This is a genomic window from Dyadobacter sp. HNCC25DJ183 (assembly GCF_056895175.1).
The window spans coordinates 116991-141740 of record NZ_JBXHAP010000002.1 but is presented as its reverse complement, the minus strand read 5'-3'; the positions used below and the strand labels follow the sequence as shown (position 1 = coordinate 141740).

The window sequence follows — 24750 nt, the reverse complement described above, 5'->3', positions numbered from 1 at the left end:
CTAAATTATTGATATTAAACAAGTTATATCATAAAAACAATTTCACAGCAAATCTACTCATAAAACTGGCAATATTAACCCGAACGAATTAGTTAACGGTAAATGTTCACATTATTGAAAATAAATCTACTAAATCTTGTCCCAATAAGTTATTAATTTGTATATTTGTACAGGTTAAACGGACAAGCAAAAATGACTTCTCAATTCAACAGTTTACTTCAAGTGCTCGACTTCTTCAAGGATGAAGAAACTTGCAAAAACTACCTAGCTGAACAGCGTTGGGGTGTTGAACGCAAACCCGTTTGCCCTCACTGTGGACACACTCATGTTTATACTACTTCACGTGGTTATAAATGTGCTAATAAAGAGTGCTATAAGAAGTTTACCGTAATCAGCGGTACAATCTTCGAGAACACTAAAATTGGTCTGCGTACTTGGTTCGCTGCAATGTATCTATGTACTGCACACAAAAAGGGTATCTCTTCTTTACAGTTGAGCCGTGACCTGAATCTCACACAGAAAACTGCTTGGTTCGTTCTTCACCGTATCCGTGAAATGCTGACTGAGAATGCGCCTGAATTGCTAGAAGGTACTGTTGAAGTTGATGAAACTTACGTAGGTGGCAAAAACAAAAACCGCCACGCTAACAAGAGAAAAGACGAGTCACAAGGCGGAGCGGGTAAAGTGCCTGTTGTTGGTGTTCTTGAAAGAGACGGTAAAGTAAGCACTTACGTTGTTGATGAAACAACCGGCGAAGTCCTTCAAGGGATTATGCGGGCAAAAGTAAGCACGTCAGCTACTGTGATCACTGACGCTTATAAGTCATACGCTGGATTGGCAAGGGACTACAAACACATTACTGTTAAGCACTCCGAAGGGAACTATGTAACAGATAAAGTGTTACATACCAACAACATAGAAAACTTCTGGAGCCTTCTTAAAAGAGGCATTATCGGTATCTATCACAACGTCAGCCCGAAACACTTGCACAGATATTGCAATGAATTCGGTTTTCGTTATAATAGCAGAAAGATTAAGGACACTACCCGCTTTGAACTGTCGGTAGCACGTGCAGAAGGCAAGCGCCTTAGATATGTTGACCTTATAAAAATGTGACCTATGGGAGAAGAAAAAAAGCCAAAGAAAAGGGCGGAAAAATACGAAACGAAGGTTGCCGTAAAAGGCACCTTCGAAGATATGATTGCGGCGGCGATAAAGCCTAAGAAGGAAGAAGAGGACGAAAAAAAAGTCCCATCTAATGATTAATTTCCCTCTAAATATTAGGACTATGTCGCAAAATAGTTCTTATCTTTGTGAGGATAATTCCTCGCACGCCTCTGGTCTCTTTTGATTAAGCGCAATTTGCGAGGCTTTTTTTTGCCCTCTCTTTTCTGAAAATGAACTATACCAAGCCGCCCTACACCTGCGAGGAGCATATTAACCTCTTGATAGAGAGAGGATTAAATGTTAACGATCCCGAAAAGGCAAAAAGGTATATTGCCAATATTGGCTACTACCGGTTGACAGGATATATGTACCATTTGCAAAATGGAGATGGCAGCCATAGATTTAAAAAAGATGTCTCATTTGATGATGTTATTACACATTACAGGTTTGATAAGAGCCTGAGAAATTTATTAGGGGATTACATTGAGCGCATCGAGGTAGCGTTACGTGCTAAGATGACCGATAAGTTTAGCGTTAATCATGGCTTCTATTGGTATGCCAATAGAGATCTATACGCTAATATGGAGACTTATGAGATAATAAATAAAGAAATAACAGATCGCTTTAATAATACGCAAGAGCAATTCATTAAGGCGTTCAAGTTCAAATACATAAATGAGCAACTGCCTCCTTGCAATATGGCGCTTGAACTTCTTAGTTTTGGAAAGTTATCGAAGCTATACGAAGGCCTGAAAAATGATTCGGAAAAACAGGCTATCGCTAGTGACCTTAATTTGATAAATAATATATTATCCTCTTGGCTAACGCATCTTACGAATGTGAGAAATGTTTGCGCACACCATTCAAGGCTCTGGAATAGGCTATTTACTGCTAATCAACCAATCGTACCATCTAGAGAAAAATTTAAATTTCATGGAGTAGTCCCAAATAATTTCAGCTCCACGATCTATGGCGTGGTCGCAATTATTGATAGATTATTGAGTTACATAAACCCGGAAAATGCATTTATTGAGAAGCTGACAGCGTTAATAGACCGCTTCCCAACTATCAATATTAATTATATGGGATTTCCAAACAATTGGAAAGAGTCTCCCGCGTGGGCAAGTAAATCCGTCTAGCTTATGCAGTACGAATTCCGAGAAAAGATTGAGCGATTCAACTTAGAAGCTTACTTACCCCTCCTAGGCTGGATTGGCGACAAGCCATTAAAGATTTATAGCCAAGATGGAACAGATAGGTTTTTCTTGCATGACGAGCGAAGCGATAGGCTTTTCGAATTTGAAGCCGATGATCCAAAAGGGCTGAATAGTAAAGAAGAGTACGAAAATGTAGTACGGACGTACTTGGTAGCTTACCCTTATAATGAAAACATGTAATTTCCAACAACACAAATTAAATCATGGACAAGATCTTAGAATATAAAGTACTGTCAGCAGAAACCCCTGCAAAGTTAACCGATGCTGTTAATAACTACGTCAACAAAGGATGGACTGTAAGTGGATCAATAGCAGTGAGTACTTACAGCGTAAACGGCGTTATGGCTGCTATATATATTCAACCAGTGGTTAAAGTCTAGTTCAAAAAAAACTTTTGCATAATCCCCAACCCCGGTACTGACCGTACCCTAGGAGACCTGAACTAGATGAAGGATCTATTAGGAGGTTGACCCCGCTCTTTGAAACCTAGGTTTCTACCCCGACAATGAGAAGGTCTAAGCGTATTGACGCTAAGGGATTGAGACCTCTTCAAAAAAAGTCCACTCTTAGGGCGTTCGCCCGTTTTTGCTCTCTTGTCCCAAGTCGTATATAGTTGCCATTTATAAGCATATGAAAACATTTGCAGCCATTTGCAAACGGAAAAGCGCGTTTATTGGTGTCAAATGAATTTTACTATATTGCATTCAGAGAGGTATGCACACTGTAAAAGGTCCTTCCGGGATCTTAGCAAAATATGGAATGATGAAGAATTGCCTTGAATGCGAAAAACCGTTAATGGGGAGAGTAGATAAGAAATTCTGCTCCGATATGTGCCGGAACAGCTACAACAACCGGCTCAATTCAGATGCTTACAATATCGTAAGAAACATGAACAACCAGCTCCGGAAAAACAGGAGGATCCTGGAAGAATTTTGCCCGGAGGATAAATCAAAGACCACTAAAAGTGCATTGCTGAGCAAAGGTTTTGACTTCAACCTGATCACAAGTATACGCCCCACCCTGAAAGGCAGCATTTACCATTTCGTTTACGATTATGGCTATCTTGAACTCGAAAACGATTTTTATCTGATCGTGAAAGACAAACGTCTCGAGAAATAAATATTTTTGCACCGAATCAAATATCCCCGGAATGAAAAAAGTAAGCCTGAGCGACTCCGGTCCAAAAGTGTCAGAAGCGATTTACGGCTTCTGGAGATGGGCGGATGAAGGTACCGCGACTACCTCACAAATCGAAAAAACAGTTAACCTCTGTCTGGAACTGGGTATCAATACTTTTGACCACGCGGATATTTACGGAGATCAGACAATCGAAGAACATTTCGGGAAAATCATTCACAATAAATCTTTCAAGCGTGAAGATATTGTCCTATTCAGCAAATGCGGCATCAGGCATTCCGGGAATAAATATTCGAAGTATTACGACACTTCGCGCGACCATATCGTCGAGAGTATCAATGGCTCCTTAAAAAGGTTACGGACTGATTACCTTGATATTTTTCTCCTGCACCAAAGTGACTTTCTTTCAGATCCCGAAGAAACTGCGACGGCATTGGCAGAGATAGTAAAGTCCGGCAAGACGAAGCACATTGGTGTTGCCAACTTCACCGTTTTTCAGCACCAGTTGCTGGCGTCCTACCTACGCATTCCGATTGTGACCAATCACATTGAGCTGAACCTGATGAATACGTCGGCGATAGAAGACGGCCGCATCGATTTTATCAAACAGAGTTTTAGCAAGCCACTGGCCTGGGCACCACTTGCCGGAGGGAAGATCTTGAACGGTACTGAGGAAAAAGCAGTGCGCTTACGGGCGAAACTGGAAGAAATCGGCCGTAAATACAATGCGAATATCGAACAAACTGCTGTAGCCTGGTTAATGAAACTCGGAACCCTGCCCATTATAGGCTCGCTCTCAGAAGCACGGATCAGAAACGCTGCCAGTGCATCGGATATCAAGCTGAGCCGGGAAGACTGGTATGAGATCTACCACGCTTCCGGAAAATAATTTTTAAAAGCTATCGGGTAAGTAAAGAGCGCCATTTGTCGCTGCTGCTTACCCGTTTTTCTTTTTGCCTGTCTTCCGTGCGTAACTATTTCTTCAGCTGTTTCGCATCCAGTTTCCGGATAATGTCTTTTTTGTTAAAAAGTAATCTCCATACCGCAAAAGCCTGATCAGGGTTATCTGAGCAGCTTTTACATACCAGGCTTTCGGCCGCTAACGGCGCATTGTATACCATTAATGTATCGCCCAACCTTTGCAGGTTGTCGCCCGCATTGGCTTTGTTCTTGGCACTGTACAGGTAGGCACCGAGCAACTCCCGCTCTTTAGGATCCAGTTTCACATTATTCAGATCACTTGCGCCAAGCAATTCGATTTTCACCCCATACTCCTTCTGTAAAGCAGCCACCACGGGAATCTGGTCCAGAGCCCCGCACAATTGCTTTCCTTTTACCGGATCTTTTTCCAGCTCTTTCTGCAGTGACTTTTCCGTGATCTGAGCTATTTTCTTGCCCCATTCATTGGCTGAATAAACGAGCTGCGTATTCGTTACACGCTTGATCTCAACCGATTTCATCTCGCTTTTCAGCTCGCTGGTTTGCTCTATCCTGTTACTTGAATTACAGGCAGCGACCAGCATTGCTACCATTAAAATGTATACGGCCTTTTTCATAAAACTTCTAATCTTTTGTATTTGCCCGATGCAGTGACCACTGTCTCAACGGTTCATTCCAGCTAAAATGCGTATCTTTGTGCCCCAAATACAGCGTGCCAAAGATATTCAATAAAGATGATCGATAAGTTAGCAGCCATAAAAGAACGCTTCGAAGAGGTTTCCCAACAGATAATTCAACCGGAAATCGTATCTGATTCCAGCCGGTACTCCAAGTTAAGCAAGGAGTATAAGGATCTTGGCAGGATCGTGGAGCATTATGAGCTTTATCAAAAAATCCAGAAAGATATCGCTGGCACCAAGGAGCTTATCGCCAACGAGAAAGATGAAGAGCTGCGTGAAATGGCAAAGGAAGAGCTCGATGAGCTCACTCCTAAACTGGAAGAATTGGAGCAGGTTATTAAAGAATTACTGATCCCGAAAGATCCGAATGACAGCCGGAACATAATCCTGGAAATCCGCGGTGGTACCGGTGGAGACGAGGCTGCTATTTTCGCCGGCGATTTATTCCGGATGTACCAGCGCTTTTTTGAAAAAATGGGCTGGCGCTCTTCCATTATGGATTTTACAGAAGGTACGAATGGCGGCTACAAAGAGATTATCTGTAAGGTAGAAGGCGAGGATGTGTATGGCAAGATGAAGTTTGAATCGGGTGTACACCGTGTGCAGCGCGTTCCTCAAACGGAGTCTCAGGGCAGGATTCATACATCGGCTGCTTCAGTAGCTGTGCTTCCCGAAGCTGAGGAGGTTGACGTACAGATCAATATGAATGATGTGCGTGTAGATACTTTTCAATCGTCAGGCGCAGGTGGACAATCGGTAAACACGACTTACTCAGCGGTTCGATTGACTCACATTCCCTCTGGTCTGGTTGTAAGCTGTCAGGACGAACGTTCGCAGCTGAAAAATAAGGACCGTGCATTGAGTGTACTTCGCTCGCGACTGTATGAGATGGAGCTTAAAAAGCATAACGACGCGATCAGTTCGCAACGCAAATCCATGGTAGGGAGCGGCGACCGCTCTGACAAGATCCGGACATATAACTACCCTCAGAGCCGCATTACCGATCACCGCATTGGATACACAGTTTACAACCTCCCGGCTGTAATGGAAGGGGATATCGCTGAATTTATCGAGCGATTAAGAATTGCCGAGAATGCAGAGAGAATGCAGGAAGGAGAGGCGGTGTAAACCTGGTCAGAGTAAAAACTGAATAGCAGACAATTCTCTACCCACTTGCTGAACACCTTCGAGAATACGCTTCGTTTGTGATGAAGACGGCTTTTTAGTTCCATTGATGTACTGAGCAAGTAAGCTTTGGTTCATATTTATCCTCTTGCTCAACGCGTTGACATTGATGACCTTATAGAATGCAAAGAAGCTCTGCAAATCGGGCCTCAGTACAAGTTCATCGATCTCATACTTAAATCCGAGATCTTCGAATGCTAGGTTAGCAGCTTCAACAATATTTTTTTTCAGCTCTTCAAAATCATCTCCCTGAGTAGAAATAAATCTTTCATTTTGAGAAGCAGTGGCGCTATAACCCACTTCTTCCTTAATGATGTTGACGATTAATATTGGCTTTTTCATCGCTTCGTTGTTTGAATTTCAGCCGCTTTAGGGATAGAAACCAGCAAGCCTTTCTTAACATCTTTTGGCCCGTGGTTAGGGACAGTCAGCTGCCCTTTTTTACTAGGATGCTGCATTACGATGTGGCTACCGTTTTGCCTGACATGAAACCAACCATCTTTTTTAAGCAACCTTAAAAGCTCACTACACTTCATACAAAAGTAATAATTTTATTACCTACATACATTTCGTATCCAGGTAACTAGTTGAAAAACTTATTGCAGGAAGTTGAGTGATGAATTAACGAACCTTACTTCGCAGGATACTTCTCCTTGTAAGTCTTAGCCTTATAGCTTTCGAACTGTTCTTTTTTGTAAAAATCGCCGCCAATAAAGGTGATTACCTCGTGGAATTCTTTGGGTTTAAGATAACCCGCAAGCGGCTGGATCATGTTGAATTGATCGTCTAAGAAAACGGTCGTGGGGTAACTTGGCTGATTGTTGGTCAGCGCCAATGCAATCTCATTAATCCCCTTGCTTCCCTGCGGCAGGAACTGAAATTTTTTATCCCCCAATGTAATCGTCGCTTTTTGCTCTGCGTCGAGCTTCACAGCATAGTAAGTCTTGTTGACGTACTCGACAACTGCCTTGTTCTTGAAAGTTTCGCGGTCCATTACTTTGCACCACCCACACCAATCGGTATAAAGATCGATCATGATCTTCCGCGGCTCTTTCTGGATTTTTGTATAAGCCTCTTCAATCGTCATCCATTGGATCTGCGCTGTATCTTTTTTCTCCGTATCGGATTTAAAACCAGTTGACATAAATGCAACAGATGCAACGATCAGGCTGTTTAAAACAAGGTTTTTCATAGATCTTAGTTTCTAGCCAAAGAACAAGAATTACCGCCGGTTTATTTCACTATAACCTTGGATTTGGCAAACGATATAAGAATGCCGCCAGCAACAATCAGCAGCATACCAGCCAGCATCGGGACAGAAGGAATTGCTTCCCCCATTAAAAACCCAATCAGGACCGAAAAGAGAATGTTGGAATAACCAATCGCCGCCACCCGGCCTGCTTTGTCGAATGTAAAAGATTGTGTCAGCATTTTCTGGCCTGCCAAAGCAGTTAATCCGAGGGCCAGAAATCCCAGCCATTGCCACGCATTTTCAGGCCATTTAAATGTACCGATCAGAAAATCGAGGTGTTCGACAGGATAGTAAGTACCTACCAGCATGGAGATAATGGGCATTACGATCCCGCTGAGCATAAATGACAAAATGATGGCGCGGGTATCATAAACCAGCCCGAGCTGCCGGATAGACAAATAGGAGACGGCTGTTAAAAGTGCATTGCCCAGTCCAAGCGCATTGTCACGCAGGGAAGTGGATAGATCCGGCCTGAACACGAGCAGGATACCTGTGAAGCCAATGAAAATCGCAGCCCACTCACCTCCATTCAGGGTTTCTCCAATCAACAACCAGGAAAGTAGTGCCAGGAAAATCGGGTAAGTATACTGATAGGTGGAAGCCCGCCCGAGTCCGAGCGTTTGAATGGCATAAAAAAGCATGTACAGCGACAGCGTACCTACAACTCCCCTGAAAATCAGCAACCCCAGCTTCCCGCCTTGCTGAACCAGCGGTCGCTGCCGGATACTGCTGAGCACGAAAACCACGCCGACTATATTCCGGAAGAACACCAACTGAACAATATGGAAATCACGGCCCAGCCACTTGGATAATGCAGAAGTCAGCGAAAAGAAGAATGCCGCTCCGAGCATGAGGTAAATGCCTTTTCGGGACGCGTTGACAGGAATGTTTACAGAAGGGGCCACCTTTTAGATTTTGGGACAAAGATAAGCGATTGCTCATTCGGTCGTAAAACGAATGCAATTAGCTACCTTTGCGACTGTTTGGTGCCCGCAGCAATTTCCATATTGCTTTTCGTGGCTTAATAGGGAATTCCGTTAAAACCGGAAGCTGTCCCCGCAACTGTAAGTCTGTTCCATTGACCCGATCTTCGAAGCCACTGTTGAAAAACGGGAAGGCACCGGGTCAAAAGGCGAGCCAGGAGACCTGCCAGATCATTCGTGCTACAACGCTTTCGGAGGAAAAGCAGCGGGCCTGTTACTATCCAGAGAATACCCAGGTGATTTTTGTGAAGCGGATTTTGATTACGGCGGTTATTGCGGCAGGGACTTTTCTTCCGGCTATAACCCACGCCCAAACGGATTCCATTGCCTTGCAGCCGGTTAATATCAAGGGTTTTGTGCCCGAAAAGTTCATGAGCGGATTGAAAGTGCAGCGGATTGATTCAGCCAGCCTGCTCGCCTTTCAATTTCAGAATATCAGTGATCTGCTGGCAATTCAAACACCGGTTTCTTTTAACAAATATGGACCGGGACAACTTACCACTGCTTTCTTCCGCGGAACCTCTGCCAATCACACGGCTGTACTCTGGAATGGACTGAATATCAACTCTCCCACATTGGGCCAAACCGATTTTTCGACCATACCTGTCGCTGGCTTCGATGCGCTTTCCATTCAATATGGTTCAGCTGCGAGCATTGTAGGAACCGATGCAGTAGGCGGCAGCATTTTACTGAACAGTGCTGCGGGAGAGAATGGGTTTAAAGTTTTACTGGGACAGCAGGTCGAAAGCTTTCACAATCACCAGACCCAGGTTGCTGCCCGCTATGGGTCCGCGCTACGGAACAACTGGCGGATTTCGGGAAAAACGAGTCTTTACGACAATCGGATGAACAACCAATTTCCCTATCGACAACGGAGGGAATATGCATTGCTGCCTTCCGAAGCATTCCAGCGCGGTCTGGTTCAGGATATTTTTATTAGTGGCAAAAACAATCAGGAAATCTCTGCGCATGCCTGGATTACCAGCAACAAACTGACCACCTCACCAGCCGACACTGCTGGTCGCGAGCTTACATTAACCAAAGCTTACCGGGGAATGCTTAGATACAGTGTCGGGGATTTCACAGCACGTGCCGCCTGGGTGCGGGATATCATCGATTATGCGAAAGGCAATTATCGCCAGCTCGACCATGCTGTAACTGATAAATTTTCCAACCGCATTGAAAAGGATTTCGACTTTATCCTGAATCAAAACAGAAGCAACATATCCATTAAGGCGGGAGCCGAATGGACGCATTACCGGACCAGGGTACCTGGCTACGAAACGCCGGTTATCACAGAAAACCGCGGCGACTTCTTTCTTCTCACCCGCTGGCAGGTCAATGCACCGCTGGTCGTGTCCGTGAATCTCCGCCAGGCGCTGGTAACAGGGTACAACCCGCCTTTTACCCCCTCACTGGGCGCTGAATACCAGTTGATTGAACTGCCCGGATACAAGCTGAAAATAAAAAGCTCGGTTGCCAGAAGCTACCGTGTACCTACCTTGAATGAACGTTACTGGAAAGTACTGGGTGACCCGAATATCAGGCCTGAGAATGGCTGGAACAAGGAAGCCGGCATAGAACAGGCCTTCGTTATTTCTCCCAAGAGCCAGCTGGATGTTTCGGTAACAGCTTATCACAACCGGATCAAAGACTGGACTTACTGGAATCCTGTAAAAAATTATCGCATCGAAAACTTACAACAGGTACTTGCCCGCGGCGTGGAAATACAGGCAGGCTGGCGCGGGAGTATAGATGTAACGCAACTTGGAACGAACATTACTTATGCTTATAATAAAAGCATTCAGGAAAGAGCTTACGACGCATACTCTGTTGATGTGATTGGAAAGCAGCTACGTTTCGTGCCGCTTCATACTGCCGGGCTGAGTACATTTGCACAGTACCGCAACACAAAGCTGACAGGCCAATTGCAATTTGCGGGCAAACGGTACACTACTTTCGACAATTCCACTTTTTTGAAAGAGTACGCGCTGTTGCATCTGCTGGCGGAAACTTCCGTTTCATTTGGGAAAGTATATTTGCGGGTGCAGGGGCAGATCAACAATGTAACAAATACGTTTTACCTGAGCGTACAAAACAATGCATTGCCTGGCAGAAGCTTCGCGATCAACCTCATTGCGGCATTTGATTCAAAAACAAAACAGGCGCGGGTACGACAAGACGAGTTTTAAATTTGCAATACAGTTATATATAAATCCAATTAAGATGAAACAACGATTATCAAGAGTACTTTACTTCATCGCATTCTCAGCAGCAGTATCGTCATGTAATCAAAGTGATCCCGAGCCGAAGGGGGATTTTGCGAAAGGCGTTTTCGTGGTGAACGAAGGTAACTTCAGTCAGAATAATGGCGCTATTTCATTTTTGAAACGCGAAAATACCACTGCCGAAGCCGATATTTTCTCCAAAGTAAATGGCTCCGCGCTGACCGGCGGTGTACAAGGTTACGCAGCTACGGGTGAGTACGGTGTGATTCTGGTTGACAATTCCAATGCAGGAATGGACAAGATTGAATTCGTTAATGCCTATACTTTTCAAAAACAAGGCACTATCGGCGCGCCGGATATTGAGAACCCGAGGGAAGTTGTGGTTGCAGGAAATCGCGCCTATGTATCCTGCTGGGGATCTTACACAAGCGATTATAGCTCCGGTTATATTGCTGTGGTTGACATTGCTACAAGAAAAGTAACAAAGAAAATCCCGATTGCCGGCGGACCGGAAAATCTGGTATTTACAACAGGTAAACTGTTCGTGGGAACAGTTTCCTATGGCGAAGGCAAAACTTTGTATGTTATTGATACCAATGCAGAAACGGTCACCAAAACAATTGCCCTGGACGCTACACCGACACCGATCGGTTTGGATGCAAACGGCAAGCTTTGGGTAGGTGCCGGTATCAAAGCAATGAAAATTGATCCGACTTCCTACGCGGTGGAGACAACTTTGCCGATAGGAACTGATGCAAACAAAATAGCAGGCAATTTTGCATTGACCAATGATCTGAAATCCATTGTTTTCACATTGTCCTACTTTGACGCCAACTTCGTTTCACACGGAGAAACCTACAAATTTGGGATCAATGATACGCAGATCAGCCTTGCGACTCCGCTCATCAGAAGAATGTTCACCGGACTTGCAGTGGACCCTGCGCAAGGTTTAATCTATGCAGGTGTAACACCATCGTACGCGCAGGCAGGTTACGCGATCCGCTACCGCGCCGACGGCTCGGTAGTTGATTCTGTGAAAGTAAATGTTGCCCCAACAGGATTTTTCTTCCAGTAAGCTCATTTCATATAACAACAAAAAAAGCGCCTCTGAACATTCAGGGGCGCTTTTTTGCATCATATATCTTGATAACTATTTGAAGAACCCCTGCGGATCTGGCATTTTGGCTTTCAGTAGTTCCACAAATTCGAAATTCATTTGTGATAAATCCAGCACTCTGCCTTTATGTAAATGCTCCCAGGACTTATCGAGCTCATTAAGGTTATAATGCAAAAGAGACAAATTATACTGACCAAGCGCGTAAGTTGAATCCACCGCAGTGGCATGTTTCAAAAGCTCGGCAGCTTCATCCAGCTCTTCTTTCCGGCTGGTAATTGCATAAAGTTTAAGATCAACGGTAGAAAGATCCACCAGCAAAGGCACATTGTCGCCCTGCAAGCTCACTCCCTTACTCAACATCCGTTTCGCATCCACCCAGTTTTCGCGCTGGTAAGACACTACTCCCAAGCCCCAGTAAGCCTCCACGTTCTTGTCATTCAGAAGCTGCGCAAGATTGAAACGGTAGCAGGCAGTATCCAGTGAACCCTCCTGCAAATACTCCCACGCACGCGCAGCGAAAAAGCTGCTTGCCTCAGTGCGGCTCGAAAAGGACTTGTCGCATTCACTCAGGAATTTAATTTCTTCGTCGATCTGCTCGGAAGTTTTACTTACCTCGCCAAACAGTGGAAGAATACGTCTTTCTTTTAATTCAAGAGGTTTTTTCTGTGCCGTGTTCGTACCCGAGCTGGCAGCGCCGGCGCTTGCAAGATGCGTGTTTTGCGCAAGGCCGAAGACAGGTATAAGCACCGCAAGCCAAACAAAAACAGATTCTTTCATATGAAACTAAATAGAGAAACAGGTTTTCTATTGTCCAAGTTAAACGGTTTTATCGGGAATGTATTGCATTATTTACGTTTACTTCTTCCCGTAGAACCTTTGCGTTTTTGCCCGTTTTTTGACAAATCTCTGGGCTTGCTGTGGAAAACTTTTTTCTTCTCGTGGAAGGCGCCAAGGAAGGTAGGATCTTCTCTACGCTTCTGATTATCGATTTCGCGGAGCATATCCTGTCGCTCCGGAATGGGCGTCGGCGCAATTTCCAGATCCTCTGGCAATTCTGCTCTGGGAATCTCCATTCGTATAATCTGTTCGATCTTGCGAATGTGATATTCGTCGGCCATTGTCATAAAAGTAATCGCTTCCCCTATCTTATTCGCGCGCCCGGTTCTGCCGATCCGGTGCACATAATCCTCATAAATCAGCGGAACATCGAAATTGATCACGTGGCTCACTTCGGTAATATCAATCCCGCGCGCTACCACGTCCGTAGCTACCATGACGCGCACAGAGCCGGCGCGAAATGCTTCCATTGCATTGATCCGTGTATTCTGGCCTTTGTTGGCGTGGATTACTTTCAGTTCATTTTCCTTTACAACCCGGTTGAGCAGGTTATCGTGTACCAAACCTGCCACTTCACGGCTTCTGGTAAATACAAGTACGCGGTTGAAATCCTCCCTGGTTTTCAGGAAATAGGAAAGCAGGTTGATTTTTGTGCGGAAATTAGGCACTTCATACAAAGTCTGCGACACCATTTCCGCCGTAGTCGCCTGTGGTGTAACTTCTATACGTGTTGGAAATTCAAGGAATTCATGGGATAGCCGCTCCACTTTCTCGGAAAAGGTCGCTGAGAAAAGCATATTCTGACGCTTCGTCGGGATGATTTCCAGCAGCTTTCTGATCTGCGGCATAAAGCCCATATCCATCATTTTATCTGCTTCATCAAGTACCATTACATTGAGGTGCTTCACTACAATCTCTTCCTGGAAATACAGGTCCATGAACCGGCCGGGCGTCGCAACGATGATATCAACCCCTTTTCGCAAATTCTCAATCTGCGTTTTGGGACCAACTCCCCCGTATAAAACTACGGTGCGGATATCTGTATACTTCGATAATGCATGAATTGCCTCAGAGATCTGCATGGCAAGTTCCCGCGTCGGGGCCATAATCAATGCACGCGGATGTTCACCCTGCGCAAACTTGATGCGCATTATAAGGGGCAAGGTATAGGCGGCCGTTTTGCCGGTGCCCGTTTGTGCAATGCCTAAAATATCCTGTCCTGCCAATGCAAGCGGGATCGCCTGCTCCTGAATGGGCGTCGGTTCTGTGTAGCCCGCTTCTTCAATTGCATTCAGTAATTGGCGGTTGAGCTTGAACTGCTCAAATTTGTTTTGCGTAGTCTGCATTCTGCAAAGTTACGAAAACTAATACAGTAGTGACCTTTAAGCCACTTACTAGTCAGGCCAACAAAAAAAGCACGGTGCTTTCACACCGTGCTCCCCTGAGTTTATCAAGCCTTAACCTAACCTGGCCAGCGCTTCTTTTAAAGTTTCAATTTTTGCTTCTGCATCAGCCTGTTTTTGCCGCTCTTTTTCGACAATATCTCCTTTTGCATTCTGGACAAAACGCTCATTGGAAAGCTTCTTTAATACAGCATCAAGAAATCCCTGCGTGTATTCCAGTTCTTTCAGCAGATTTTCCCGTTCTGATTCGGGATCCACCTCGTCTGCCAGATTTACAAAGAATTCATCTGATTTTACCCTGAATGAAGTTCCCTCGCCTTCGCCGGTCACATAGTTGATCGCCTCTACATTGGCGAGCTTCCGGATAAGACTTTCCAGACGGTTATAGCGTTCTGCGGCGTCGGTACGGATTGACAATGGGAGCTCAATCTTAGGACTGATTCCTTTCGTATTCCTGATATTACGCACAGACGATACCAGCTCGAAAAGTATCTCAAAATCCGTTAGCAGCGCCTGATCACTTTCTTTTGCCTGCGGATAAGGAGCAATGCAAATAGAATCGTTCTGTGCCCGCTCAATGATATTCTGCCAGATTTCTTCCGAAATAAAAGGCATAAATGGATGCAGGATTCGCATTAAACGATCGAAGAATTCAAGGGTTGCATTATATATCTCCGCGTCGATCGGCTGTTCGAAACCCGGCTTGATCATTTCAAGATACTGCGCACAGAAATCATCCCAGATTAATTTGTAAACCGAATTCAGCGCATCGGAAATACGGAATTTGGAAAAATGATCGTGTACCTCCGCCAGAGTTTGGTTCAGCTTGCTGTCAAACCAGCGAACCGCCAGTAACGAGCCTTCCGGACTGGCAATCTGAGTATCGACAGTCCAGCCCTTTACAAGCCTGAATGCGTTCCAAATTTTATTACCAAAATTCCTGCCTTGCTCCACCAGCTTTTCATCATAAGGCAAGTCATTTCCTGCCTGCGAGCTGAAAAGCATTCCGGTACGGATACTATCGGCACCATATTGTTCGATCAGGTCAATGGGATCAGGTGAGTTACCGAGTGACTTGGACATTTTGCGCCCCTGCTTGTCTCGTACTATCCCGGTCAGATATACATTTTTGAAAGGGTACTGACCTCTGTACTCGTAGCCCGCGATGATCATTCTCGCAACCCAGAAAAACAGGATTTCAGGCGCAGTAACCAGATCGTTCGTCGGGTAATAGTAATTTACCTCTTCATTCTCAGGCTCTTTAATTCCATTGAAAATAGAAATCGGCCACAACCACGATGAAAACCAGGTATCGAGTACGTCGGGGTCCTGGGTAATATCTTCTTCTGTCAATGCAAAAAGCTGGTACTCGTGCTGCGCTTTACGCAAAGCTTCTCTTTTGGACTTGGCAATAATGACCGTCCCGTCATTCAGATAATAAGCCGGAATGCGGTGGCCCCACCATAGCTGGCGGCTGATGTTCCAGTCACGCACATTCTCCATCCAGTGGCGGTAAGTATTTTTGAATTTAGGCGGGAGCAGCTGAACAGTATCGTTCATTACATTCTCGAATGCAGGCTTGCTGATTTTCTCCATCTTCAAAAACCATTGCTCCGAAAGCCGCGGCTCGATCACTGAGTTGGTGCGCTCCGAGTGGCCCACATTGGATTTATATTCCTCCGTTTTAACGAGGTTACCCGATTCTTCGAGGAGTTTAATGATCTTTTTACGCGCTGTAAAACGGTCTTCGCCAACCAGGATCAGCGCCTTTTCATTCAGCGTACCATCTTCATTGAGCAAATCAATGATTGGCAGGTTATGCTTTTTCCCAAGCTCATAATCGTTGGTATCGTGTGCCGGCGTCACTTTTAATGCGCCTGTACCAAATTCCATTTCTACGTACTCATCCGCAATAACCGGTATTGCGCGATTGACCAAAGGGATCAGGACCTTTTTACCAATCAAATGCTGGTAACGCTCGTCATTGGGGTTCACGCAAATCGCTACGTCCGCCATGATCGTTTCCGGCCGGGTTGTAGCAACAACAACCCCTTCCTCCGTACTCCCTCCTCCATTCTCCCCTTCCAAGGGATATCTGAGATAAACCAGTTTCTGATTCACCTCTTTCATGATCACTTCCTCGTCAGAAACAGTAGTTCGTGCCTGCGGGTCCCAGTTGACCATCCGGTGGCCCCGGTAAATATCTCCTTTATTATATAAGTCAATGAAAACGTCGATCACCGAATCGTACAGATCCGGCTCCATTGTGAAGCGCGTACGGTCCCAGTCGCAGGAAGCGCCCAGCTTGCGGAGTTGTTTAAGAATGATGCCGCCATATTTGTGGGTCCATTCCCAGCAATATTCAAGGAACTCCTCGCGCGTAAGATCCTGTTTGTTAATCCCTTTTTCTTTGAGCATTGCCACTACCTTGGCTTCGGTGGCAATAGAAGCATGGTCGGTACCCGGCACCCAGCAGGCTTCTTTGCCTTCCATTCTGGCTTTCCGGATGAGGATATCCTGAATCGTATTATTAAGCATGTGGCCCATGTGCAGTACGCCTGTCACATTGGGAGGGGGGATTACGATCGTGTAAGGCTCTTTGTCAGGATTGGGTTTTGAGTTGAAAAAACGGTTATCTATCCAATAAGAATACCATTTGTCCTCAATTTCCTGGGGAGCGTATGTTTTGGAAATCATTGTGTAGTCAGAAATTTACCTTAACTGGCGATTGCGCATTAAAAGCAGGCAAGTTAGGATTTGCGGCTGATATTTCTAAGAAATCGCCGCTTTGGTTAGTGGCAGCCAAACCGTAAATACACTGCCTTCGCCCGGTTTGCTCTGGACTTTAACAGTGCCTTCGTGCGCCTCAACCATTTTCTTGACATAACTTAATCCCAGCCCGAAACCCTTTACATCGTGTACATTTCCGGTAGGTACCCGGTAGAATGTGTCGAAAATGCGCTGCTGCTGCTCGCGGGTCATTCCTATTCCCTTGTCGGCTATCGAAATGGCAATACCTTCATTTTCATTCCAAGTTCTTATAGCGATATGCAGCTTTTCGGGCGAATACTTGATCGCATTGTCGATCAGGTTGTTCAGGATATTGGAAATGTGTACTTCGTCTGCGGCCACAATTTCCTTCGTTGCTTCAAAATCAAGATCTACATCTCCATCCTGCTGCTCGATCTGTACGCTTTGTCCATTCAATGCTTTTCCGATCAGGTCGTGCATATTGGCTTCGCTGATTTTCAGCTTCACGTGCCCTTTATCAAGCAACGCCATTTGCAGTACTTTCTCCACGTGCGTTCCCAAACGCTTGTTCTCCTCCCGAATGATACCCAGGTACCTGTCGAGCCGGGAGTTACCTTCCTGAGGTTGCCTGGCCGAATTCTCATGCGCCATTTCTGCTGCCAGTGCGATGGTTGAAATCGGCGTTTTGAACTCGTGGGTCATATTATTGATGAAATCATTTTTGATATCTGAAAGCTTTTTCTGGCGAAGGATCGTGGTGACAGCCATGTAAAAACAAGCCAGTATCACCAGAATCAGAATACCTGATCCACCAAACATCACGCCCATATTGCTCAGGATATACCGCTGCTGATCCGGGAAAAACACATATAAAGCGCTTTGTGCATTGAGGGTTTCACTTGGAAAGAGGGAAGCTTTATAGGATTTCTGCTCCCATTCACCCGGCCGCAGGCTGGCAGTGGAAAAGATCAGGCTATCGCCCGCCTGTCCGCGAACTGCAAATTCATAAGGCAGACTGATCCCGTTCTGCACCAGTTGCTTTTTGAGCAAAGTATCCAGCAAAAAGCGATTGACGCGTTGTTCAATAGGTCTTTTGGTGTAAATGAAATCCTTCATTACCTCTTTCAGCAACTCAGCCCGGTCGGGCTCGCCTACATTCATGGTAACACCCGGCCTGCGTCCCGATTTGCTGCTGGGCAAAGCGACTTTCCGGTTTGCAATGGAACCAGATACTGAATCCCGGCCTGAGTTTGACTTTACGCCGTTCTTCGAAAATTCCGGATCATATACACCTCTGAATGCATTCCCGAGCCTTTTTTCATCATCCAGCCGGCGGCGCATAAATTCGTCGATCCCCGCCATACCATATTGCTGGGCCTGAAAAAACTCCTCCATGATGCGCTGCTGATGATCCACCATAATGCGAAAATTGGGACTCAGCACATCGGTAGGTACCGCTTCTGTAATAATCTGATAATGGATTTCCTCTCCATTCGGCCCGATCGCTATTTCAAGCTTGGGCTGTACCACCCTGGTTTGCTCCGGCTTCGGCTGACTTGTTTGCGGCGTCACGCGTTTCATCGGCATATTTCTCAACTGCGCGATGCGGTCGAGCTTGCTTTTTTGTTGCTCTGCTTCGATCCTCCTTTGCAGGAGATACATCATTTCCTGCTTTTCAAGCCGGTGTACCACTTCCTGCACCGACTCCGAGACTTTCTGGTTGAACTGGTCATTGCGGATCGCGATAGCCTCCCGGATCCAGTACCACTGGAAGCCGATGAGGCCAATCAATGCAATGCACATCAAACCAACTATTATCTGAATTTTCCGCTTTGTCATAAAATTTCATTTCGCCGGTGCAACACCTTCCTCCACTTCACCGACATTCTTGCTGTAACAAATTTAAGGTATCAGGTTCTGCCGCATTTGCTTTTAACATTATTTAACAGCAGCCAGATCCTGCTCCTTATAAGGGTATAATCCATTCATACACATAACCAAATGCAACCTATGAAAGCTGTTTTTATGCAAAAGCTCACCCTTTCAATGATGGTAATTTCTGCCCTGACCGCGAATACCTTGTACGCCCAGTCAGACAATGGACAAAAGCAGGAAGAAAAAGGAGGAAAGTCACGGATTCACATTCAGGTTACCGAAGATGAAAATGGGAAAATCAGGAAAATTGAAAAAAACTATGAAGTTGGCGCAATGACGCGGGAAGAGAAGGACAGGTTTGTTGAAAAAGTACTCGACTCTTTGAATGTAGATAACAAGAAAAAGCAGACAATCTCCATTACAATGGACGACGGAGCCGATAATACAATCACAAAAAAGCGCAGGAAAGCAATTATAGATTACCGGGACGACCGGGAACCGCTGGCATTTCACTGGGACAATAATTTTTCCTACGATTTTGACTCAGAAAAATTCCGCAATAACTTCCGGAATTTCGAAAGAGAAATTGGTCCGAAAGCAAAAGTTTTTATGCGGGATATGGAAGATTTTGGCAAAAGCATGGGCAGCGTATGGGAGAAAGGATCTGCCAAACCGGCCAGCGTACGTGCATTGCAGGTTTACGCCAATAATCCTGACAATGGAACAATCAACCTCAGCTTTGATGTACCTGTAAAAGGCGACGTAAAAGTAACGGTAACAGACACCAGAGGCAAAGAAGTTGGCAGCAAGGAGATCAAGGATTTTGAAGGTGAATTTGTAGGCCAGGTAGAGCTGAAAAAGAACACGAAGGGTACCCTGTTTGTCACAGTTGTACAAAACGAAGACGGGGCCGTAAAGCGGATTGTGATTCCCTGAACGTGCAGATTACCCCTGTAATCCCCTCAAAATAAACATTGAGGGGATTTTTTATTTGTAAAATTTATTGGACAATTAGGCTGACATTTAGTAAGAATTGTAAATTTGCCGAAAATCACCACAGACTGCGACATCAATTTCCAGAGCAATATGCTGAATCTTATACTGTTTGGCCCTCCCGGTGCGGGCAAAGGTACCCAGAGTGAAAAAATCATTGCCAAGTACAACCTGATCCACCTTTCAACCGGCGATTTACTCCGTTCCGAAATACAGGCGGGATCTGAACTGGGGCTGAGAGCCAAGACGTTAATGGATCAGGGCATTCTGGTTCCTGATGAAGTGGTGATAGGAATGATTGATAATAAACTGAAAGAACATAAAGATGCTGCGGGATTTATTTTTGACGGATTTCCGCGGACTGTAAAGCAGGCAGAAGCACTTGATCAGCTGCTGGCTACTTACAACGAAAGCATTTCTGTGATGATCGCATTGTCTGTAAGCGACGACGAGCTGCTTGCGCGCTTACTGAACAGAGGTAAAACCTCTGGCCGCCCGGATGATCAGAATGTAGAACTGATCAGCAAGCGTATCCAGGAATACAATAATAAAACAAGACCTGTGGCCGATTACTACCAGGAACAAGGTAAGTTTGTAGCCATAGACGGAATCGGTGAGATCGAACACATTTTCAGTGAGATCACTGCCAGCATTTCAAGTCTGCAGTAACCGTTCTGAATTTACACTGTACTACACATGGCCTCCTCCAACTTCATCGACTACGTAAAAATAAATGCCCGCTCGGGTGCAGGCGGAGCTGGTTCTCTTCATTTCCGGCGTGAAAAACACGTTGAAAAAGGAGGTCCAGACGGCGGAGACGGCGGTCGCGGCGGTCACGTAATCCTGAAAGGAAACGCACAGCTCTGGACATTACTCCACCTGAAATACACCAAGCACGTTAAAGCTTTTGACGGAAAAGGTGGTGAAGGGGGAAGAAGAACAGGCGCAATTGGTAAAGATATCATCCTCGAAGTTCCGCTTGGGACTATCGCCAAAAACGGCGAGACCGGTGAAGAGCTGTTTGAGATCACCGAAGATGGACAGGAAGTAATCCTGCTCAGGGGCGGGCGCGGCGGAATGGGGAACGACCATTTCAAATCCGCTACAAACCAGACTCCCCAGCACGCTCAACCCGGAGAACCCGGCCTTGAAGCGTGGATTATCCTCGAACTTAAAGTGCTTGCCGACGTAGGTCTGGTAGGCTTTCCTAATGCAGGAAAATCGACATTGCTTTCGGTTGTTTCTGCTGCAAAACCTGAAATTGCCGATTATCCCTTTACTACGCTTGTCCCTAACCTTGGTGTAGTGTCCTACCGCGACTATAAATCCTTTGTAATGGCCGACATTCCGGGTATTATCGAAGGCGCTTCGCAGGGCAAAGGTCTGGGATTACGCTTCCTTCGCCACATTGAAAGAAACTCCATTCTACTGTTCCTGGTACCTGCTGACAGCGAGGATATTAACGCTGAATATCAGACCTTGCTACAAGAACTAAAGATTTATAATCCCTCCCTCCTAGACAAAAATCGTATCCTCGCCGTTTCTAAGACTGACGTCCTGACAGACGAAGAAAAAGCCGGTCTGAAACACCAACTCCCTCAAAACATCCCCACAATTTTAATTTCAGCAATAACCCAAGAAGGAATTGAACAATTGAAAGACAAAATATGGGAGCTGATCAATTCGCCGTTTTCCGTAAAATAATAATTTCTTGAAACAAGCAACCAACTGACGCATCTTGTGTGTCCGGTTAGTTACGTAATAGAATATACAGCCACTATGAAACACTATCTACCATACATTATCTGGGTAGGAATCAGCCTTTTATCATTCAATACTTTCGGACAAATAAGCATCGATTATCCGTCAGACCGCCTGGTCTTTCAACGTGATAAAAACAATTTGGCGACTATTTACATCTCAGGAAGTTATACAAAAGTTGTTGATAGAATTGAAGCAAAGCTCACCCCGAGAAACGAAGGACAAGGCTCCCCTGTGGATTGGAAACCCATTAAGTCCGATCCCAAAGGCGGCTTCTACTCAGGCAGGCTGGATGATGTGAGAGGCGGCTGGTACAATCTGGAAGTAAGAGCCTGGAAGGGCGATCAGATTGTCGGTTCATCGCGGGTTGACCACGTTGGCGTGGGAGAAGTTTTCCTTATTGCAGGACAATCAAATTCACAGGGTTATCAGAATATGGGTGCACAAGGTGCTCAGGATGACCGCGTAAATTGTATCAGGTACAACAACACAGATGCTCCTAGGCTTTACGAAGATTTACCCTATCCGCATTTTGAACATTTGGGTGCCGATTCTGAAATTGCTCCCCGCGGCTTCTCGGCCTGGTGCTGGGGCAAGCTGGGTGACAATCTGGCTGCCCGCCTCAATGTGCCGATCCTTTTTTATAATGCAGGCTGGTATGGTACTGCAGTGAAAACATGGCGGGAAAGTATCAACGGAACTGGTTACTCTGTTTATACAGGCGTCCCCATAGAGCCCAGCGGAATGCCTTACGGCAATATGCGCTCAGTTGTGCAACGGTATGCCCCGATAACAGGATTGAGAGGAATTTTATGGTTGCAAGGAGAAGCTGACAATGATATAAATACCTCCACAGACAATTATGCAAACGATCTTAAAACGGTTATTGAAAGTATAAGAAATGAATCCGGGCACAATATATCATGGGTGGTTTCACTCACATCTTACAACAACAGGAACGGAATAGATCAAAGGGTAATTGAAGGCCAGCGCAGGGTAATCAACAACGTAAACCAGGTATTTGAAGGACCTTCTACTGACCAGATCCAGATTCCCCGCATTGATGGTGAGGGTGTGCACTTCATGAACGAAGGCCTCTCCCAACTTGCAGACGCCTGGACTCAGCAGCTGAATGATAACTTCTTTGCTAACTCGGAACCGTATAAGGGTGAGAGCCCAATGCGTATTAACAGTTCCTGTGCGGGGAATGGGAATATTACACTGACTATTGAGAATGACAATCTCAATTCCTTTAACTGGAACAACGGTCAGAATTCCAATAGTATCCAGGTGGGAAATGGCAGTTACCGTGCGTATGCGAGAGACGGTCGCGGAAACTTCATTTACTCTCCCGAAATCCGCGTTTATGAAAGCATTCAGCCAAACCAGCCGACAATTTCAATTGAAGGCAGTAACCCGGTTTGCCTTGGCAACACAGCAGTTCTGGTTTCGAGCACCTCCGAAAATATAAGATGGAACAACGGATCAACGGGTGACCGACTGAACGTGACGACGGGGGGCGATTATTTTGTGACCACCACAAATGTGTACGGCTGCGAAGCATCTTCGGATAAAATCAATATGAAAGTCCTGAACTCGCCACTGCCAGCGAAACCTAAGATTGCTGCTTCCGGCGCAATTACCTTCTGTGACGGCGGCGAGGTAAAACTAACTTCCGACTCGAAAGAAAAGAACGTTTGGTCTAATGGAGGTCAGGAATCCAGTATTGTTGTCAGATCATCAGGTGCATATACGGTGCGCGCATTGGACGAAGTAGGCTGCTACTCCCCTGCTTCTGACGCAGTTGACGTGAAAGTAAATCCGCTGCCTGCAAAGCCTGCTATTGCTGTGAGCGGCGACACTGAATTCTGTGCAGGTGGAAACGTAGCATTAACATCCAGCTACGAAACCGGAAACATCTGGAGTACCGAGGCAACAACGAAGTCCATTTCTGTTACAACAACCGGGAATTTTACATTAAAACAACGCGACGCCAATGGGTGTGAATCTACTTCCGATGCAGTATCAGTAAAAGTAAATCCGCTGCCGGGTACCCCTCAGATCACAGCACTCCGACCAACTACTTTCTGTGAACGCGATTTTACCACGCTAAGAAGCAGCGAGGCATTCTCATACTTGTGGAGCAACGGTGAAAATGGACGTGACATCGAAATCCGGGAATCCGGCAACTTCACTATCGCTGCAAAGGATGAAAAAGGGTGCGTGTCACCGGTATCCGCAGTTGTGCGGGTAGTAAAAAATCCGCTACCGCCGACTCCGATGATCAAAGCCGACGGTCCGACTACCTTCTGCGCGGACCTGAGTGTAAACCTGCAATCGACACAAGCTGCAGGATTTCTGTGGAGCAATGGCGCTGCAACACAAACTTTAAAGGTGACTCAAGCTGGTACCTATTCCGTTCAGACGATCAATGAATTCCAATGCTACTCGGATCCAAGTAACCAGATCACTACGAACACGCTTGCATTACCCCCTTCACCGATTGTACAGGCACTTAGTGCAACTACTTTCTGCGATGGTGATACAATTACATTAAAGGCAAGGAATGGGAGTTTATTCTTTTGGAACAACGAGGAACAAGGTCCTGAGATATCGGTTTTCAAGTCGGGCAGCTATGCGGCTAGGGTAAAGGATGAGCAAGGTTGCTATTCGCCTTATTCGGCTGCTGTTGCTATTGAGGTAAAACCTTCGCCAAGTGCGCCGGAGATCAGGCAGATCGGGCCATTTACATTGTTTGCAGAAAATAACCTGAATGAAGGTGATCACGTTTGGAAGCTTAACGAAATCACGTTAACTGAAAACAGCGCGACTTTGAAAGCAATCCGGTCAGGCAGTTATGTGGTTAACAATACAATTGTTTACAGCCCCACGCTCACCTGCTTTTCCGACTTCTCGGCTCCGTTTACATTCTATGTTGATACCAAAAATCCTGGTTTTGTGGCATTTCCAAATCCAAATGCGACAGGCAGGCTTACTGTTGAGACACTTACAAACGTCGTTAATGCAGAAGTACAGATTATCGACAGCAGAGGTGTAATCCACAAGAATTTCAGGGTAGCGAAGTTCGATCGCCAGCACTTCTTCAATTTATCGGGACTTTCCAGTGGTATTTATATCGTCCGTATAGTTTCTTCCAGTTTTAACGCAACTCAAAAACTGATAATAGTGCAGTAAATCACGTTTAAGATAAGCGGCTGATCAAAA

The 24750-nt window shown here is 45.6% G+C and carries 23 protein-coding genes and 1 riboswitch; of the genes, 14 read left to right on the top strand and 9 right to left on the bottom strand.

All coding sequences use genetic code 11. From position 1 onward, the window contains the following. The first annotated feature begins 192 nt into the window (after positions 1–192). The 7 genes from AC1XTG_RS04635 (at position 193) to AC1XTG_RS04605 (ending at position 4410) form a co-directional block, all read left to right on the top strand. The gene (locus AC1XTG_RS04635; protein WP_484841184.1) at positions 193–1116 is read left to right on the top strand and encodes an IS1595 family transposase; all 924 of its coding nucleotides are present in this window, start codon (positions 193–195) and stop codon (positions 1114–1116) included. A 3-nt stretch (positions 1117–1119) separates the two neighbouring features. Continuing rightward, the gene (locus tag AC1XTG_RS04630) at positions 1120–1266 is read left to right on the top strand and encodes a hypothetical protein (RefSeq protein ID WP_484841183.1); all 147 of its coding nucleotides are present in this window, start codon (positions 1120–1122) and stop codon (positions 1264–1266) included. Between the two features lie 131 nt (positions 1267–1397). Continuing rightward, positions 1398–2306 carry an Abi family protein gene (locus AC1XTG_RS04625; RefSeq protein ID WP_484841182.1) on the top strand — a complete coding sequence of 303 codons (909 nt, stop codon included), beginning with the start codon at positions 1398–1400 and terminating at the stop codon, positions 2304–2306. 3 nt (positions 2307–2309) lie between these two features. Further along, entirely contained in the window at positions 2310–2564 is a 255-nt protein-coding gene (locus tag AC1XTG_RS04620) for a hypothetical protein (RefSeq protein ID WP_484841181.1), read from the top strand. Positions 2565–2587: 23 nt separating this feature from the next. Further along, positions 2588–2764: a DUF1737 domain-containing protein gene (locus AC1XTG_RS04615; protein ID WP_484841180.1), complete on the top strand. Its 177-nt coding sequence runs from the start codon at positions 2588–2590 to the stop codon at positions 2762–2764. Positions 2765–3143: 379 nt separating this feature from the next. Further along, positions 3144–3503 (top strand): hypothetical protein, encoded by a 360-nt coding sequence (locus AC1XTG_RS04610; protein WP_484841179.1) that lies wholly within the window; start codon positions 3144–3146, stop codon positions 3501–3503. A gap of 31 nt (positions 3504–3534) precedes the next feature. After that, positions 3535–4410, top strand: coding sequence for an aldo/keto reductase (locus AC1XTG_RS04605; RefSeq protein ID WP_484841178.1), 876 nt, complete (start codon positions 3535–3537; stop codon positions 4408–4410). 85 nt (positions 4411–4495) lie between these two features. On the opposite strand, the gene AC1XTG_RS04600 is transcribed toward AC1XTG_RS04605, so the two are convergent. Further along, positions 4496–5077 carry a hypothetical protein gene (locus AC1XTG_RS04600; RefSeq protein WP_484841177.1) on the bottom strand — a complete coding sequence of 194 codons (582 nt, stop codon included), beginning with the start codon at positions 5075–5077 and terminating at the stop codon, positions 4496–4498. A gap of 117 nt (positions 5078–5194) precedes the next feature. On the opposite strand from AC1XTG_RS04600, the gene prfA reads away from it, so the two are divergent. Further along, a complete protein-coding gene (gene prfA / locus AC1XTG_RS04595) occupies positions 5195–6268 on the top strand; it encodes a peptide chain release factor 1 (protein WP_484841176.1) in 1074 nt (357 codons plus the stop codon). Positions 6269–6274: 6 nt separating this feature from the next. On the opposite strand, the gene AC1XTG_RS04590 is transcribed toward prfA, so the two are convergent. The 4 genes from AC1XTG_RS04590 to AC1XTG_RS04575 form a co-directional block, all read right to left on the bottom strand. Next, on the bottom strand, positions 6275–6667 hold the full coding sequence (locus AC1XTG_RS04590) for a hypothetical protein (RefSeq protein WP_484841175.1): 393 nt from the start codon (positions 6665–6667) through the stop codon (positions 6275–6277). After that, on the bottom strand, positions 6664–6861 hold the full coding sequence (locus tag AC1XTG_RS04585) for a type II toxin-antitoxin system HicA family toxin (RefSeq protein WP_484841174.1): 198 nt from the start codon (positions 6859–6861) through the stop codon (positions 6664–6666). The genes AC1XTG_RS04590 and AC1XTG_RS04585 overlap by 4 nt, the downstream gene beginning before the upstream one ends. Before the next feature lie 95 nt (positions 6862–6956). Next, on the bottom strand, positions 6957–7517 hold the full coding sequence (locus AC1XTG_RS04580; protein WP_484841173.1) for a thioredoxin family protein: 561 nt from the start codon (positions 7515–7517) through the stop codon (positions 6957–6959). Between the two features lie 41 nt (positions 7518–7558). Further along, positions 7559–8482: a DMT family transporter gene (locus tag AC1XTG_RS04575; protein ID WP_484841172.1), complete on the bottom strand. Its 924-nt coding sequence runs from the start codon at positions 8480–8482 to the stop codon at positions 7559–7561. Positions 8483–8544: 62 nt separating this feature from the next. Continuing rightward, a riboswitch (cobalamin riboswitch) is annotated at positions 8545–8746 on the top strand. A 59-nt stretch (positions 8747–8805) separates the two neighbouring features. Between AC1XTG_RS04575 and AC1XTG_RS04570 the strand changes: the two genes are divergently transcribed. Both AC1XTG_RS04570 and AC1XTG_RS04565 read left to right on the top strand, forming a co-directional pair. Continuing rightward, positions 8806–10752, top strand: a complete 1947-nt coding sequence (locus AC1XTG_RS04570) for a TonB-dependent receptor plug domain-containing protein (protein WP_484841171.1) — start codon at positions 8806–8808, stop codon at positions 10750–10752. Between the two features lie 34 nt (positions 10753–10786). Further along, positions 10787–11863: a YncE family protein gene (locus tag AC1XTG_RS04565; RefSeq protein WP_484841170.1), complete on the top strand. Its 1077-nt coding sequence runs from the start codon at positions 10787–10789 to the stop codon at positions 11861–11863. A gap of 75 nt (positions 11864–11938) precedes the next feature. Here AC1XTG_RS04565 and AC1XTG_RS04560 read toward each other — a convergent pair whose 3' ends face one another. From AC1XTG_RS04560 to AC1XTG_RS04545, 4 genes are all read right to left on the bottom strand, one after another. Beyond that, positions 11939–12682 (bottom strand): tetratricopeptide repeat protein, encoded by a 744-nt coding sequence (locus AC1XTG_RS04560; protein WP_056279580.1) that lies wholly within the window; start codon positions 12680–12682, stop codon positions 11939–11941. Between the two features lie 68 nt (positions 12683–12750). After that, positions 12751–14088 (bottom strand): DEAD/DEAH box helicase, encoded by a 1338-nt coding sequence (locus tag AC1XTG_RS04555; RefSeq protein WP_484841169.1) that lies wholly within the window; start codon positions 14086–14088, stop codon positions 12751–12753. A gap of 111 nt (positions 14089–14199) precedes the next feature. After that, positions 14200–16842 carry a valine--tRNA ligase gene (locus tag AC1XTG_RS04550; protein WP_484841168.1) on the bottom strand — a complete coding sequence of 881 codons (2643 nt, stop codon included), beginning with the start codon at positions 16840–16842 and terminating at the stop codon, positions 14200–14202. Between the two features lie 75 nt (positions 16843–16917). Then, positions 16918–18735 carry a sensor histidine kinase gene (locus tag AC1XTG_RS04545; RefSeq protein ID WP_484841167.1) on the bottom strand — a complete coding sequence of 606 codons (1818 nt, stop codon included), beginning with the start codon at positions 18733–18735 and terminating at the stop codon, positions 16918–16920. Between the two features lie 171 nt (positions 18736–18906). Between AC1XTG_RS04545 and AC1XTG_RS04540 the strand changes: the two genes are divergently transcribed. The 4 genes from AC1XTG_RS04540 to AC1XTG_RS04525 all read left to right on the top strand — a co-directional run bounded on the left by AC1XTG_RS04540 (position 18907) and on the right by AC1XTG_RS04525 (position 24720). Then, complete coding sequence (locus tag AC1XTG_RS04540) at positions 18907–19707, top strand: T9SS type A sorting domain-containing protein (RefSeq protein WP_484841166.1); 801 nt, start codon at positions 18907–18909, stop codon at positions 19705–19707. A gap of 150 nt (positions 19708–19857) precedes the next feature. Continuing rightward, on the top strand, positions 19858–20433 hold the full coding sequence (locus AC1XTG_RS04535) for an adenylate kinase (RefSeq protein ID WP_484841165.1): 576 nt from the start codon (positions 19858–19860) through the stop codon (positions 20431–20433). A 27-nt stretch (positions 20434–20460) separates the two neighbouring features. Then, complete coding sequence (obgE, locus tag AC1XTG_RS04530) at positions 20461–21468, top strand: GTPase ObgE (RefSeq protein WP_484841164.1); 1008 nt, start codon at positions 20461–20463, stop codon at positions 21466–21468. Between the two features lie 75 nt (positions 21469–21543). After that, complete coding sequence (locus tag AC1XTG_RS04525; protein WP_484841163.1) at positions 21544–24720, top strand: T9SS type A sorting domain-containing protein; 3177 nt, start codon at positions 21544–21546, stop codon at positions 24718–24720. Positions 24721–24750 lie beyond the last annotated feature (30 nt).